This is a genomic window from Polycladomyces abyssicola (genome assembly GCF_018326425.1).
Taxonomy (GTDB): domain Bacteria; phylum Bacillota; class Bacilli; order Thermoactinomycetales; family JIR-001; genus Polycladomyces; species Polycladomyces abyssicola.
In genome coordinates this window covers 1,194,340-1,209,599 of the sequence record NZ_AP024601.1, presented here as the reverse complement: position 1 = coordinate 1,209,599, position 15,260 = coordinate 1,194,340, and the positions used below count along the sequence as shown (strand labels likewise).

Annotated in this window: 12 protein-coding genes; 4 read left to right on the top strand and 8 right to left on the bottom strand. The window is 52.9% G+C overall.

Annotated features, from left to right (window positions below; all coding sequences use genetic code 11):
• Positions 1 to 139 precede the first annotated feature (139 nt).
• Positions 140 to 460, top strand: a complete 321-nt coding sequence (locus KI215_RS06070; RefSeq protein WP_212774658.1) for a DUF485 domain-containing protein — start codon at positions 140 to 142, stop codon at positions 458 to 460.
• Positions 457 to 1,962, top strand: coding sequence for a solute symporter family protein (locus KI215_RS06065; RefSeq protein ID WP_212774657.1), 1,506 nt, complete (start codon positions 457 to 459; stop codon positions 1,960 to 1,962). Before KI215_RS06070 ends, KI215_RS06065 begins: the two co-directional genes overlap by 4 nt.
• Before the next feature lie 119 nt (positions 1,963 to 2,081).
• Here KI215_RS06065 and KI215_RS06060 read toward each other — a convergent pair whose 3' ends face one another.
• From KI215_RS06060 to KI215_RS06035, 6 genes are all read right to left on the bottom strand, one after another.
• Entirely contained in the window at positions 2,082 to 3,893 is a 1,812-nt protein-coding gene (locus tag KI215_RS06060) for a glycoside hydrolase family 3 protein (protein ID WP_212774656.1), read from the bottom strand.
• A gap of 16 nt (positions 3,894 to 3,909) precedes the next feature.
• On the bottom strand, positions 3,910 to 4,704 hold the full coding sequence (locus tag KI215_RS06055; protein WP_212774655.1) for an endonuclease/exonuclease/phosphatase family protein: 795 nt from the start codon (positions 4,702 to 4,704) through the stop codon (positions 3,910 to 3,912).
• A gap of 126 nt (positions 4,705 to 4,830) precedes the next feature.
• A complete protein-coding gene (locus KI215_RS06050; RefSeq protein ID WP_212774654.1) occupies positions 4,831 to 6,231 on the bottom strand; it encodes a PIG-L deacetylase family protein in 1,401 nt (466 codons plus the stop codon).
• A 548-nt stretch (positions 6,232 to 6,779) separates the two neighbouring features.
• Positions 6,780 to 7,553 carry a 2,4-dienoyl-CoA reductase gene (fadH, locus tag KI215_RS06045; RefSeq protein WP_212774653.1) on the bottom strand — a complete coding sequence of 258 codons (774 nt, stop codon included), beginning with the start codon at positions 7,551 to 7,553 and terminating at the stop codon, positions 6,780 to 6,782.
• A gap of 332 nt (positions 7,554 to 7,885) precedes the next feature.
• Positions 7,886 to 8,866 (bottom strand): NAD(P)H-dependent flavin oxidoreductase, encoded by a 981-nt coding sequence (locus KI215_RS06040; protein ID WP_212774652.1) that lies wholly within the window; start codon positions 8,864 to 8,866, stop codon positions 7,886 to 7,888.
• Between the two features lie 217 nt (positions 8,867 to 9,083).
• Positions 9,084 to 9,539, bottom strand: a complete 456-nt coding sequence (locus KI215_RS06035) for a DinB family protein (RefSeq protein WP_212774651.1) — start codon at positions 9,537 to 9,539, stop codon at positions 9,084 to 9,086.
• Positions 9,540 to 9,944: 405 nt separating this feature from the next.
• Between KI215_RS06035 and fni the strand changes: the two genes are divergently transcribed.
• Positions 9,945 to 10,991, top strand: coding sequence for a type 2 isopentenyl-diphosphate Delta-isomerase (gene fni, locus KI215_RS06030; RefSeq protein WP_212774650.1), 1,047 nt, complete (start codon positions 9,945 to 9,947; stop codon positions 10,989 to 10,991).
• A gap of 112 nt (positions 10,992 to 11,103) precedes the next feature.
• Here fni and KI215_RS06025 read toward each other — a convergent pair whose 3' ends face one another.
• Both KI215_RS06025 and KI215_RS06020 read right to left on the bottom strand, forming a co-directional pair.
• Positions 11,104 to 12,840, bottom strand: coding sequence for an acyl-CoA dehydrogenase family protein (locus tag KI215_RS06025; protein ID WP_212774649.1), 1,737 nt, complete (start codon positions 12,838 to 12,840; stop codon positions 11,104 to 11,106).
• Positions 12,837 to 14,465 carry a long-chain fatty acid--CoA ligase gene (locus tag KI215_RS06020; RefSeq protein WP_338048334.1) on the bottom strand — a complete coding sequence of 543 codons (1,629 nt, stop codon included), beginning with the start codon at positions 14,463 to 14,465 and terminating at the stop codon, positions 12,837 to 12,839. The genes KI215_RS06025 and KI215_RS06020 overlap by 4 nt, the downstream gene beginning before the upstream one ends.
• Before the next feature lie 333 nt (positions 14,466 to 14,798).
• On the opposite strand from KI215_RS06020, the gene KI215_RS06015 reads away from it, so the two are divergent.
• Positions 14,799 to 15,242, top strand: a complete 444-nt coding sequence (locus KI215_RS06015; protein ID WP_212774648.1) for an RNA polymerase sigma factor — start codon at positions 14,799 to 14,801, stop codon at positions 15,240 to 15,242.
• Positions 15,243 to 15,260: the final 18 nt, after the last annotated feature.

Genomic DNA, 15,260 nt, shown 5'->3' with positions numbered 1-15,260 from the left:
CAATTTCTCGCTCGTCAAGAGACGGTTTTCTTCATGTGTTTACGAGTTTTTCTCCTTGATTTATTTCAAGAATATTTGATATATAGTAACTACGCGGAATATTTATGAATAAGAGCTTCTTACTAAAGGAGGGTCCCGTATGAAAACCGGATCACACAACACCGATTGGGAACAAATCGCCCGTTCACCCGAGTTTCGCACGTTGATGAAACGTAAAAGACGCTTTATGATATGGTCCGTCGCATTTTTCTCTCTCTACTATTTCGCCCTTCCCGTACTGACCGGTTATTTCCGCTTTCTCAACACGCCGGTTTTCGGCTCGATGAACGGTGCTTATCTGTTTGCCCTGTCACAGTTTTTCATGGCATGGGTGTTGGCGTTTCTCTATATTCGTCACGCCAACCGCATGGATCGCCTGATCGAGGAAATCATCTGCAAACGGAAGGAGAAAGCCTCATGAATACCGTGGCGTTCACCTTATTCGCCGTGATTGTGCTGTTGACGCTGGGCATCACGTATTGGGCTTCGAAACGAACGCAAACCACCACCGACTTTTACGCGGCCGGCCGCTCCATCTCCGGTTGGCAAAACGGTATCGCGATCTCCGGTGACTATATGAGTGCCGCCTCGTTTTTGGGGATTGCCGGGTTGATCGCTTTGAACGGATTTGATGGATTTCTGTACTCGGTCGGTTGGCTCGTGGCTTATCTCGTCGTGCTGATCGTCGTGGCCGAACCGTTGCGTAACACCGGGCGCTACACCTTGGCGGACATGCTGGCGTACCGGTTGAAAGCAAAACCGGTTCGATCCGCAGCGGCACTTTCAACAATCTCCATTTCCACCTTTTATATGATCGCCCAATTGGTCGGTGCGGGTGGGATTATCAAACTGTTGCTGGGGCTGCAATACGAGGTCGCCATCATCCTCATCGGCGTGTTGATGATCCTGTACGTCGCATTCGGCGGGATGCTGGCCACGACCTGGGTGCAGATCGTCAAAGCTGTGCTCCTCATGACCGGAACCATTTTGCTCAGCCTGCTGGTGCTCAGCCATTTCGGCTTCAGCATCGTGGAGATGTTCAATCAAGTATCGGCCCAATACGGGCAATCGTTTTTGGAGCCAGGCAAACTGTACAAAAACCCGCTGGATAACATTTCGCTCGGATTGGCCCTGCTCGCCGGAACAGCGGGACTGCCCCACATTCTGATCCGCTTCTATACTGTTCCCAACGCCAAAGAAGCCCGTACTTCCGTCGCATGGGCGATGGTCATCATTGGTTCTTTCTATATCATGACAACCTTCCTCGGATTCGGTGCGGCACTGCTGGTCGGCCAGGAAAAGATCAAGGCCGCAGACAAGGCCGGAAACATGGCTGCTCCTCTGCTGGCGGATGCGCTCGGCGGTAACTTCTTCCTCGCGTTCATCTCCGCCGTGGCTTTTGCTACCATTCTGGCTGTCGTAGCCGGGTTGGTGATCTCGGCCGCCGGAGCGTTTGCCCACGATTTCTACTCCAATGTGTTGCGCGGTGGGCAAGTGACGGAACGGGAGCAAATACGCGTCGCGAAATGGGCTTCCATCATCGTGGGGGTGGTATCGATCATCTTGGCACTGCTCGCCAAAGAACAAAACGTCGCCTTTTTAGTGGCGTTGGCATTTGCCGTGGCCGCCAGTGCCAACCTGCCCGTCATCGTGTTCAGCCTTTTTTGGAAACGTTTCAATACTGCGGGAGCCGTCTCCGGGATCCTCACCGGGTTGATCAGTTCCATCCTGCTCGTATTGGTCAGTCCCAACCTGATGGAACCCGATCAAGCCTTGTTCCCGCTGAAAAATCCGGCGATCCTCTCCGTTCCGCTAGGCATGCTTGGCGCTATATTGGGCACACTCTTATCCCGCGAACCGGAAGCGGAGCGGAAGTTTACCGAACTGTATGTGCGATCCCAGACGGGGATCGGTGCAGAATAGGGGGCGTCTACACACTTTCACTGCAAAAAGCGTGTCTTACCTCTCGCCTACGCTTCATATCCTTCGAGAGCCGAGTGCGCAAACAAAGGCCGACCACTAGCATGGTCGGCCTGTTCCATTTATTTTGAGCTGTCCAGCTCTTGCAGTCGGTCTTCCTTCGATCCGTTGGCATCCATCTGGCTTGTAGAGAGTTGGTCGGATGTCGCATCCGTATCGTTCCAATCGTAACGCAATCCGTGGCCATAGGGGTACAAACCCGGAATGGTGATAGGCAACCGCCCTTTCGGTTGGTTATCCCCGAACACCGTTTCCACCGCCGCCTGGAGCGAAACGGAGCGGAATCCGTATGCGGTGAGATAGGCGGGCACATCCGGGAACGCCTCGATGTCGTACGGATTGCGGAAGGCGATTACGACCATTGGCTTGTGTAATTGCTGGAGCGCTTTCACCAATTTCACCTGTTGCGGGTTCGCAGTCGCATTGTAGGTCCCGACCAGCAGTACATCCTGCGTTTTGGCCATTTCCACCGCTGCCTGGATATCCGCATCGGAAGGATTGACTTGGCTGTGGTAGATTTCCGTCGTCGCAGCGTGATACGAACGAACACGGTCGATCAGGGAAAACTGGCTGATGATCCCCAGTTTCTGATCCGGTTTTAAGTGAAGCGGCAATAGATTGTTTTCGTTTTTGACCAGCGTGATCGAAGACCGGGCAATTTTCATCGAGGTTCGCTGGTGTTGCTCCGTTGCGACATGATCAGGGATATCAGCCGGATCGACGAAACGATGTTCAAACAATCCGTATTTCGCTTTGACCTTCAGGATGCGCAATACCGATTGATCGATTTGCTCTACGGGAATCTCCCCTTTTCTGGCGGCCTCCAGTACCGCTTGGTACACCTCGATCTGCTCGTCCGTCTTCAACGCCGGCGTGAGCAAGATGATGTCCGCTCCGGCCTGTACCGCTTTCACCGCCGCTTTGGGCACCCCGCCGAAATAGTTGGCGACACCCGCCATCGTCATCGAATCGGTGATGATGAGCCCTCGATAGCCCAGCTCCTGTCGCAACAAGCCGGTCAGGATGGGACGGGACAAAGTAGCGGGCAGATCGGGCGTGTTATCCAATGCTGGGACGTGGATGTGCGCCGTCATGATGGCATCGATTCCTTCGGCAATCGCCCGTTTGAACGGTACCAGCTCCACTTTCTCCAATTCTTCCCGGCTCTTGTTGATCACCGGTAATCCCAAATGGGAATCGACATTGGTGTCCCCGTGGCCGGGAAAGTGTTTCCCGGTCGCGATCACGTTCTCCTGATATCCGTGAATCGCCGCCGCACCCATATCGGCCACCAGTTGGGGGTTCTCCCCGTAGGAGCGCACCCCGATGACGGGGTTGGCCGGGTTGACATTGACGTCCAAATCAGGGGCCAGGTTCATGTTGATTCCGACGGCACGCAGTTCTTCTCCGGTCATTTTGGCCGCTTGGTAGGCATAAGCCGCTTTCCGCGTCGCACCCAGTGCCATATTGCCGGCCCATTCAGTGGCGCCGGTCGTCAATCTAGCCACAACGCCGCCCTCCTGGTCGGTGGAGATCAGAAGAGGCACGCCCAGGCGCGTTTCCTGCGCCAACGACTGCAAGCCATTGGTCAAGTGGGCCGTTTGCACTGGGTTAACCACGTTTTGGCTGTAGGCGAACAAAATCACGCCGCCCGCATGGGCTTCCCGAATCAGCCGTGTGATGTCCGCATTGGGCTCACTTCCGTAAAACCCCACCATCATCATCTGGCCCACTTTTTCTTCCAGGCTCATTTGTTTCAACAACGATACGGGGTCCGATGTCCGATCTGATTGTGCCGCAAACACAGGGAACGAAAACAACGACAACACCAAACTCCCGATCATCCACAATGCCACGGAACGCCGAATGCCCACTCCCTTTCCCCCTCGTTCACTTTTTTTCGACGAACAGACGGGCCGACACGGGATAATGATCCGAACCCTCCACCGGCAATACCTCACAGGTTTCCACCCGCACATCAGGCGACACAAACACATCATCAATCCGCTTTACCGGCTCGGGTACGGGATACGTCCAACCATTGCCTTCTCCCCTCACCGAAAAGGCATCCGTCATCTCCCCGCTCAATCGTTTCATCTCCGGGGACCCTGGCTCTGCATTCATATCCCCAGTCAGAATGATGGGACCTTCTCTCCGGTGAATGATCTCCAGCATCTCTTCCGTTTCCAACATGCGTACGTCTGGGTTCAACCAGGACAAATGAGTGGAAAAGACATGCACCTTCACACCGCGGACATTGATGACCGCTTCCGGAAAGCCGGGCAGCTTTTGCACCCCTTTGTCCGGTTCCTGCGAGCTGATGCGGGACAATTCGTGGTTTTCAAAGGAGACGATTGGATAGCGACTCAAAATGGCCAACCCGAACTCTCGCCGCGGTTCCCCTTCGTGAAGAGGATCGAGCGAGTAAATGGGTGCAAACCTCACCTGCATCCCCAGCCGTTCCCCCAGCCAGGCCGCCTCATCCACAAACAGGCTCCGTTCCGACCAGTGCCTGTCCACCTCCTGCAGGGTGATCACGTCCGCCCCGCTGTACTCCAAGTTTTTCGCAATGGTTTCCAAATCCAGCTGTCCGTGGTGATTGGCTCCGTGCTGGATATTGTACGTGACGACATGAAGCGGTCGGGAGGGTTCCGCTTTAGCCCCCGCCGCCGTCGGTGACGCCATGACCATCCCGCCCAGAAACATGATCAACAACCCGATACGTTTCAGTCGCCGCCCCCCTTTCTTCAGTTTCTCTTAAATTGTAAAATAATTCCGAAACGATTGAAAGGGGCGCGGCCAAAAAACTGCTCATCTACCGCGATACCGCGCCATCCTCCAGCCAGTTCGATCGATCTTGCGGCCACCCTCTACACTATCGGCGGAAAGGAAGATTTTATCCACACCACGAAACAGGAACCGGGGTACTCCCACCCACATTTGGTTACCGTGAATCCGCACAAGGGTTCCCTTCGGCAATGACAGGCTGTTGGCTGCCCAACGCTCCGCATGCAAGCGGCCTTCTGAGACGGTCCAATCCAACCGCCTGACACCATTAGCAGCAAACAACCGGGCATGGATCGAATAGCCCATGCGCTGTGAAATGGGACCGGCTGTTTTCAGACCGAACCACAGCTTTCTTGTGTCGTCCACCATGCCGACTTGCTCGATATCCCCGTCCGGATGCAACCAGCGGTGCCACACACCGTTTTCCGGGTCACGAAAAAGCCATTTTCCCCCGCCGATCCCTCCACGGATCATCTGGATGTATGGCTTTGGATATTGTCCGAACACCTCGTTTTTCCTTATAAACGACTCTAAAAACCATCCCAGCACTTTCTCCTGAGAAGCATACTGATGCAGGGCTGCGTTTTTCTGGATCTCCTCCCTTTGGTCGACCTGTTCTTCCACCCATTTCGTCCCTTCATTGTGAAACAGATATGGCGGGTGCAGCTTTAGATAAGGATCGTACAACCATGGTTGCGGATAATCTCCACGATGCACTAGATACGTCCACTCTTTCACCGGCATGCGCAATTGTGCCAAGACATACTGAACAAAGGCACCCGTTCCCCAGTGATCGGGATGGTTATCGTTGGGATCTGGATAAAACACATCCGTAGGATGGTATCGGCGAATCAGTTCCACCCATTCCCGCACGGCCTGTTCGCCACAATAAGGAACACCGGGTGCATATGCAAATGAATACGGCACTTTGGCTGAGCCGTTCAGAGCGTGGTAGGGACGTGTGAAGTCCCAGTGATCGCTCCACAAGGCACGAGTTCCCCCGTCAGGAAACCCCAAAAAAAGCATTTCCCCATTTTTCAACCCCAACCGGTGTCCGGCCCGCAATGTCTCCCGATGTCGAAGCAAGCCCAATTCCCGATAGTTGACCGGCAATGGTCGGAGAATGCCGAAATCCCGTTCTACCGCCAACCGATAGCCGTCACCGGTGGTCATCCACACCACAATGACCCGTTTCCCTTGTCGGAGTGACCGCTGGATCACACCTCCAGTCGCGATCGTTTCGTCGTCGGGATGCGGTGCCGCGATCAAGATCCGATCCCCCAGCTTCAGCGGAGAATAGCGAACCGGTTGAAAAGCCATCCACCAATCCAACAGGACCGGGCGATAGATGATGGCAGAAGCCACTACCACCAAAGCGAGGAGAATTCCGATCAGTTTTCTTTGCCGCCGATGTTTTTTCTTCATTTGATGTCCCTGTTAGAGTTTTGTTTCTGTATAGTTTGGACTAGATCACACCGGCTATCACATCATTTAATATCAAAAGTGAACCGAAAATGTTCATAATATTGTGAACAAAACTTGTGTGAACAGCCGTCTCCCGTTTCCGCTTCAACCTTTACGGCTAGGGGATGGCTGATCACGATTGTCCGCATTGTTTTCCCGACCCGTTCCACCTGTGCCCTGCAAGGAAGCAGATCATGGCCACTCCGAACCGAGAACACAGGACGGAATTACCCACGATTCGATTCTCGCGATCAAGGTTCTTCGCTCGTTCGGGGGTTAGGTCTTGTCGCTCACCTGGAACATTACTCCATCACGGAATTACTAGACACGCCCTTAGCAAATGGCAAAGTTGAGGGAAACTTTTCCCCAGCGAGTAACTTAACCATGTACGAGTCGGGGAAAGGTTTCCCGAGGACAGAGAATCACTCCCTTTTCTTGGTCTCAAACACACCCTGAAATCGCTCTAGGGAAGACGAATTTTGCTCTTATCGTTCCGGACAAAGCTTTCCTCACATCAACCGGGAGCCAGTCATCCACAACCCGGCATCAATCGTCACACAATCACCGTTGATGTATTCCGCTTCGGGCGAAAGCAAAAACGCCACCAGATTCCCCACTTCTTCGGGTCGGCCGAGCCGTTTGGCCGGGATGGTTTGGAGCAAGTGGCGGTAAGCTTGCTCAGAAGCGATCAGCTTCTCCGTTCCGCCTGTGTTTTCAATCGGTCCCGGTGCCACGCAATTAACGCGGATCCCATAACGGCTGCCCCACTCCACCGCGAGCGACCGGCTCATGGCCAATACCCCCGCTTTGGCTGCCGCGGAATGGACCACCCCCGCCGCACCGGTCCACGCATAAGTGGCTACGATATTGACGATGGAGCCGCGGGTACCGTCGGCGATCCACTCTTTGGCCAACGCTTGTGTGCAGTACCACGTCCCGTTCAAGACGATATCGATCACCGCTTTCCAACCGTTCAGCGACAATTCCTCTGCCTTGACCAAAAAGTTGCCTGCCGCGTTGTTGACCAAACTGTCGATTTGGCCGAATGTCTCTTTGGTCCGGCGGATCATCTCCCCCACTTGCTCCACGTTGCGCACATCCATCGGGATCGTCAGCACTTGCCCCTCGCTTTTTTCGATTTCCGACCGGGCGCGCTCCAATTTCTCCGCATCTCGGCCGGTGATTGCCACCCGGTACCCCTTTTCACACAAAACACGAGCAATGCCCTTCCCGATCCCGCTGCTGCCACCCGTGACAATGACCACTCGGTTTTCAACGGTCATGGTTTTCTCTCCTTTCAGCACGGTTGTATGATTTGGTTTTCTCTCTCGATGAAATGGACCACACCATCCCGCAACTCTCTTATCCCTTTGCGCAAACCAATCGGATAAAATATTTCATTTTCGAGCTTTAAAATGGGACCCAACGAATTACACGACCTTTCCAACTATAACATCAATTCGAACGATATGACCACCAGCGTATCGAATTTACGGTTTTTTCCTCGACAGACATTTTGCTTTCAAACGATTTCCCGCCCTCATCATCATTCTGCTGCGAAGAAGAGCAGTTCTTGTCCACCGATCAGTGAATATGCATGATTGAGCGGATAGGATCAGAAAAGCTCAAGAGATGCACGACGGAAATTTCCGAGGGCTTCCTCGTACTCTCGCCGGAGATCTGCCACGATTTCAGCAACGGGTTGTACCCGCTTGATCTGCCCTACACCTTGCCCTGCAGACCAGATATCCCTCCATGCTTTTGCATCGGTCTGATTCAAATCCGAGAAATCGACGGCTTCTTTCTTCTGGAGGCGATCCGGGTCAAGACCGGCTCTTCGAATACTCGGCTTGAGGTAGTTGGCATTCACTCCACTGAAGGCATCCGTATAAATTAAATCGTCGAGCGTTGATTCGATCAGCATCCTTTTGTAGTCTTCACTCGCAAAACTCTCGGAAGCGGGGATAAAACGGGTTCCCAAATAAGCCAAATCCACCCCTAGAGTCTTAGCGGCGAGAATATCCCGCCCACTGGATAAACTTCCGGCCAAGATAGTAATTCCGTCCCAAAATTCCCGAACTTCTCCGACAAAAGCAAAGGGGTTAATCGTTCCAGCATGCCCCCCTGCCCCGGAACAAACAAGAACCAATCCATCGACTCCGGTCCGGGCCGCTTTCTTCGCGTGGTAAAGTGTACTGACATCTGAAAAGACAAGTCCGCCATACTCATGCACGACGTTAACCACAGGTGTGGGGTCTCCAAGCGATGTAATCACAATCGGCGGCTGGTATTTTTTGATAAGATTGAAATCGTCCTCATACCGTTTATTTGTACGGTGTACGATCAAATTCACCGCCCAAGGGGCAACGCGGCGGTTTGGATGTTCCTTCCATATACTCTTCAGTTCTTCGGTAATACGTTTCATCCAGTCATCCAAGATATCGACCGTACGCGCATTCAACAACGGAAAGGAGCCGATAATCCCCGCTTTACAACTTTCGATCACCATATCTGGGCTCGAAACAAGAAACATCGGGGCAGCAATGACAGGTAAAACTAATTGGTCTGCGATGTGTGGAGGCAGTTTGTGATGCATAATTTCATCCTTTCTCTTTTGTTAAATTTCAGTTTTTTGATAGATTGGCTTTTTTTTGTAACTTTCACCGAGACGAAGCTAACGTCGAGAAAGACTCAGGACACATCCGATTTCCTCATTGGGTTTTAGCTGGGTTAGCAATTTCTACCAAATGTGTTCCTATTTAAAAAGGGTCGCCTGTAACAGGCACCCTTTGTATTTATACTATTCTTTATTCTTATTGCCCTTCAATAGCACGCTTTAATGCATTCATATAACCCAGATGTACAGCTTCATGCATATTATTGAAACTAAACACTGAACCGATTGTTTCAATTTGATAACCGTTGAGATGAATCGGTTTCGCCAACTTCTCATTTAACCGTTCGGCAAATGTTTCTTTGATTTGTGATGTTTGTTTCTGCAACTGAGAAGCTAACGTTTCCAATGAGGGGACTTCTCCGGTCCAATCCGCAGGTTTCGTTCCCTTCCAGAATAAATCCTTATAGTCCGCAGGGAGCATTTTCAAACCAAAAAATGCGTCCGCGATCGTCAAGATATGACCTACATTCCAGCGAATCGTATTGTTAAACCCTTTCGGCATTTGATCAGCTATGGCTTTGGAGGTTGAGTTTAAAAACTGTTGCAAACGTCCTCGGGTCATTTCAAATTGCATGACCAAATCATGACTCATTATCATCCCACCTAACAAAGTCGTATTATACATAATTGTACATCAAAATAGACATCATGGGGAGCAGGGTCACGGACAAGATAGTATCGGAACGGGGGACATGAAATTTATTTATATAATCGGAACCATCCCAGGAGAGAGATTGATGTTAAGAAGGAACCTTAAAGTCACCTTTAATATTAGGATCTACCTCGTTTCTCATAGCAAATTAGCAATTCCCCGTCTGGTTCACACTCCATAATTAAACGAAGAAGACAACCGCTTCCGGCTACCATCAATAACGATATAGGTTCCCTTTCAGTATTGGACTACCAGGGTACATAGCCAAACCCTAAGCATTGGAGACGCCCAACCAAAATAGGGTATAATCGATCATAAGTCTGTCATTGTGAAAGGATTCGGCGCATGTCTCAGAACCAAGAACCGACCAAAAAACGAAAAGCGGAACACATCGAGATCGTCCTACATCGAAAGGTAACCGGCCAGGGCATTACCACAGGTCTGGAGCGATATCGTTTCCGCCATGAAGCCTTGCCCGAGATCAACTTTGCGGATATCTCCCTCTCCACCTCTTTTTTGGGCAAACCGATGAAAGCCCCGCTGTTGATCAGCAGCATGACCGGCGGGACGAATGAAGCGTTTCAGATCAACAAAAACCTCGCCCAAGCCGCCGAAGAACACGGTTGGGCGATGGGTCTGGGCTCCGTACGGGCGGCGATCGAACATCCGGAGACGGCCTATACCTTTCGAATCCGAAAATACGCGCCACACATCCCGCTGCTCGCCAATCTGGGTGCGGTTCAGCTCCAATACGGCTATGATGTGGATGATTGCCGCAGCATCATCGAACTGACCGAAGCTGATGCATTGGTTTTACATCTAAACGCCATGCAGGAAGTATTTCAGCCGGAGGGAAACACCCGATTCGCCCACCTTCTGAGCAAAATCGAAAAGCTTTGCCATACGCTGGAAGTGCCGGTCGGTGTCAAGGAAGTGGGGATGGGGATTCACGGCGGTTTGGCCAAACGACTTTTCGATGTGGGGGTTCAATTCGTCGATGTGGCAGGTGCCGGCGGGACTTCGTGGATTTTGGTCGAAAAACACCGGTCCCGCGATCCAATCCTAACAGCCGCTGCGGAAGCATTCGCCGATTGGGGTCTGCCCACCGCCGACTGCATCCGGGAGGCACGGCAACAAGTCCCCGCCGGTTACCTGATCGCCAGCGGCGGATTGTCCAATGGTGTGGAAGTGGCCAAAGCAATCGCATTGGGTGCCGACTTGGCCGGATTCGGACGCTCCCTTTTGCGTGCAGCGACCGAATCTACACCCGAGGCGATCTCCCAACAGTTACAACGGATCGAAACGGAATTGCGCATCGCCATGTTCGGGATCGGTGTCGCCAATATACCGTCATTGAAGGGAACAGACCGGATTTTGCGGGTGGATGATTGATATGGATGAGTCATACACATTGTATCCATCTGATCGGTAATCGAAAATCACAAAACAACCCCAGCGACTTTTCTTGGCCGCCGGGGTTGATCCGCCGTGAGAGGCTAGCAGTTCATCGCTGATCCGCATGGGCCTGCTCCGCATACCGTACCGCGATATCAAACAAGTCAATGCTGGGGATTTCCTGTCCGCGAATATCGTACATGTAAGGGCGGTAGGTCCGATTGATCCAGTAATGGGCGATGTGGACGAGCCGTTCTGACCCGGTTTCCTTCTTGGCGTACTGCGCCTCCTCCAACAGACGGGCCGCACAATACAGATCGGTCAGTTTATCCATGAAACGGCGGGCGTGAGCATTTTGAACCATGGGAGGGGCTTCGAGAAGCACCGCCATATCCGTTTTCACATTGTCCGTCTGCTCCTTCACACAGGCGACGGCTTCGGCCAGTTCCGGCAAAACGACCGTGTCCAATGTTTCCCGAATCTCCCGCAAGATTACGCTCTCACCGGTTCTTTCCCCCGCCTCTTTGCCCAGCGTTTTCAACACTTCCAGGCCCATGATGTTGGACGTCCCTTCCCAAACCGTGTTCACTTGTGCATCCCGCAACAGACGGGGAGTGACATACTCCTCGATATACCCGTTCCCCCCGTGCAACTCCAGTGCTTGTTTGGCATGAAGAACCGCTTGTTCGCTGCAACGGTACTTGCTCATCGACAACAGCAGTCGAAGCAATGTGCGTTTTTCCGCATCTCCTTTCCCGTAGGTGTGGCAGTCGTCGAAAAGTTGTATCATGCGGGCTACCATCGCCCATGCCGCCTCGATGTCCGCGATGATGTTCAGCAAGGTTTCCCGCACCATCGGATAATCGATGATCGTCCGGCCGAATGCTTCTCGTTTGGACGTATATACGGCTGCCTCCAAAAAGGCGCGGCGAGAGATAGCGAGCGCGCCCGTCGCTGTGCACATACGGGAGATGTTCAATGCTTCCGCCATATATTTGAACCCCTGATCCGGCTCACCGATCAGATAGCCGACCGCCCGATCCAAAATCAATTCTCCACTGGCCACTGCCCGTACACCCAGCTTGTCCTTGAGCCGGCGGATGGAGATCCGGTTTTGTTCACCATTTTCCAAGTAACGCGGGAGCAGAAACAGTCCCAAACCCGCGGTGCCCGGCCGGTCGTTCACCCTGGCCAATGTGATAGCTACACCTGCGTCACAGTTGCTGGCAAACCATTTCTCTCCCGTCAACTCATAGTGATCGCCGCAGGCCACCGCGCGGGTTTGCGTCGCGCCCACGTCGGAGCCACCCTGAATTTCCGTCAAAAACGTGGCCCCTTGTTCCAGTGTACGCCGATCCATGCTGGCCAGGCGTGACAGATACCGGCGCTTTTGCTCGTCCGTCCCAAACTTCTCCAATACAAATGCCACCGCCATCGTCAGCGTGACCGGACACGTGAAACCGGTCTCCGCCTCAGACATCAGGATGTGCATCAGCTGGGTGTAGAAAAACGGGACTTTGTGGGGCACGTCGTCTCTGTACCGTAACCCCACCACGCCGAACTCGAAACAGTCACCCACCGTTGCCAGATATCCTTCGTTGTACCACACTTCGTTGATTTCGCGTCCTTGTCGATCATAGCGTATCAGTCGAGGAGCGCCGTCACGATCGGTATGACGGGCGCGCCGTTCCATCGGTCCTGCCGTATACGCACCTAACTCCACCAAGCGCGACTCGCCCCACTCCATCAGATGAGGGAGATACCGGTGTGCATAATACCGCATGGTTGGGTCGCTCTCGTACCAATTGAGTTCAGTCCCGTCTTCGTATCGGCTGTAGTTGATCAAGTGTTTACCCCCTTGGTCATAAAGTGCTCGCGAAATTGTTCACGCAACTGGGATTTGAGGAATTTACCCGCCGACGTACGCGGGATTTCCGCCACGAAAACGACATCGTCCGGTAACCACCATTTGGCGAATTTCGGTGTCAGAAACGCATGCAATTCCTCCAGCGTCAATGTCGCCCCCTCTTTTTTCACCACCACCGCCAGTGGACGTTCCTGCCATTTGGGATGCGCGATTCCGATAACAGCAGCTTCCTCCACGGCGGGATGCGCCATGATCGCGTTTTCCAAATCGACGGAGCTGATCCATTCTCCGCCCGATTTGATGAGGTCCTTGGTTCGGTCGGTGATTTTGACGTACCCTTCTTCATCAATCGTCGCCACGTCGCCGGTTCGGAACCAACCGTCTTCCGTGAACGAATCGCGAATATTTGGCTTATCGTGATACGCCCCAGCAATCCACGGCCCTCTCACTTGCAGCTCACCCATCGTAACACCGTCGGGCGGTACCTCTCCCTGCTCGTTGACCACCCGTACGTCCACAAACGGCACGGGGATGCCCTGTTTGGTACGGTAGGCGTATTGCTCATCTTCCGTCAGGTTGGCCAAGTGCGGCTTCAACACCGACACCGTGCCGAGGGGTGTCGTTTCCGTCATGCCCCACGCATGCACCACCTGGATGCCGTGGCGGTCCATCCCCCGCAACAACGCTTCCGGAGCGGCCGCCCCGCCCACCACCGTCCGCAGTTTGGGGTGAAGACGCCAATGCCCCGGCCGTTTCTCCAATTCCCGGTAAATACCGAACCAGATCGTGGGTACCCCGGCGGAGAACGTCACTTGTTCCTCCTGCATCAGATCGAGCAGACTGACAGGGTCAAGATGCGGTCCAGGGTACACCTGCTTGGCGCCCACCATGGTCATGGTAAACGGCAGGCCCCAGGCGTTGGCGTGAAACATGGGCACCACCGGCAACACTGCATCACGCCCGGAAACCCCCAATGTATCCGCCATCGCCGATGCGAACGAATGCAGCACCACAGCCCGATGTGAATACACCACCCCTTTGGGTCGTCCCGTCGTGCCGGATGTGTAGCACATGCCCAACGCATCGTTCTCATCCAGCTTAGGGTAGGTGAAATCGTCGGCCGGTTCCCGGATGAACTGCTCATAATCCTCATAACCGGACGGCACCGGTTGACCTGTCAGCGGCACGACGATCACGCGCTCCACCCGGATGCGATCAGTCACTTTCTCCAACAACGGGAGCAACACATCGTCCACTATCAGGAAGCGATCCCCGCCGTGGTTGATCACGTAAGCGATTTCATTCGGATGCAAACGAAGATTGACCGTATGCAATACCCCGCCGGAAACGGGAATGCCGAAATACGCCTCCAGATGGGCATAATGGTTCCACATCAACGTGCCTACGCGATCCCCTTTTTTCAACCCCGCCCGCCGGAGCGCCTGTGCCAGCGATCGGGCCCTGCGGGTAAAGTCGGCGTAGGTGTAACGGTGCAAGCTTTTATCCGGCATTCTGGTGACGATCTCAACCGAACCGAAGTAACGTCCGGCCCTTTCCAACAGATGGGGCAACGTCAGGGGATACTGCATCATCGTTCCTTTCACCGATGAACCGCTCCTTTCCCTCCTCGACTAGTTTGAATTTTACGTATTATATATTGGTTTTGTCAATGTCATCTTGTTGGAAACTCGGGCGTGCGACCTTGTTCCATTTTTGTGTGAAAAAATGTCTCCCGTGAAATTTCTGATCCTGTATTCCGTATATAGGAATGAAACCGGATCTGAAGGTGAAGTGTCCATGCTTCTCAAAATGGTTCATCACTAAGAGGAGGACCGGGACCTCGTGCAGGAATGTTTCATCCGGGCATACCGGAGCGAATGAAAATGAAAAAGGCGAAGGTAATATTGGATAGAAACAACAAGAGGGGAGGAACTGAGTTGCGTGATGAATCGCAGTGGGTGCAAGAGGTGCTACAAGGAAACAAAGAAGCTTTTGCCTTCATCATCGACCGATATAAACAGCGCATCTACGCATTCATATATCGCATATGCCGGAATAAGCATGACGCCCAAGACTGGACACAAGAAGTATTTATTCGCGCTTACCGCTATTTACAAAGTTATCGCCAGGATAAGCCCTTTTCCGCATGGATTTATAAAATCGCGGTAAACACATGCAACACGCAACTACAAAAAAAGAAAGCCTACACGAGGGAAACGATTGAAGAAATTCCGGCAACAAATACGACGGACAGTCCCGAAGAGATGGTGGTCAGTCGCGAAAGAAAAAAAGAATTGCAACAAGCTTTAGACCAACTGCCGGAACACTATCGTATGGTGATCATGCTCCGGTATATGGATGAGTTGAGTTATAAGGAATAGGAGAGATTTTGCAGTTAC

What these genes read in the sequence shown, in the direction of transcription:
- fadH (WP_212774653.1), bottom strand. Translation starts at nt 7,553, where the DNA reads ATGACCGTTGAAAACCGAGTGGTCATTGTCACGGGTGGCAGCAGCGGG.
- KI215_RS06070 (WP_212774658.1), top strand. Translation starts at nt 140, where the DNA reads ATGAAAACCGGATCACACAACACCGATTGGGAACAAATCGCCCGTTCA.
- KI215_RS06040 (WP_212774652.1), bottom strand. Translation starts at nt 8,866, where the DNA reads ATGCATCACAAACTGCCTCCACACATCGCAGACCAATTAGTTTTACCT.
- KI215_RS06035 (WP_212774651.1), bottom strand. Translation starts at nt 9,539, where the DNA reads ATGAGTCATGATTTGGTCATGCAATTTGAAATGACCCGAGGACGTTTG.
- KI215_RS06065 (WP_212774657.1), top strand. Translation starts at nt 457, where the DNA reads ATGAATACCGTGGCGTTCACCTTATTCGCCGTGATTGTGCTGTTGACG.
- KI215_RS06050 (WP_212774654.1), bottom strand. Translation starts at nt 6,231, where the DNA reads ATGAAGAAAAAACATCGGCGGCAAAGAAAACTGATCGGAATTCTCCTC.
- fni (WP_212774650.1), top strand. Translation starts at nt 9,945, where the DNA reads ATGTCTCAGAACCAAGAACCGACCAAAAAACGAAAAGCGGAACACATC.
- KI215_RS06055 (WP_212774655.1), bottom strand. Translation starts at nt 4,704, where the DNA reads ATGGCGTCACCGACGGCGGCGGGGGCTAAAGCGGAACCCTCCCGACCG.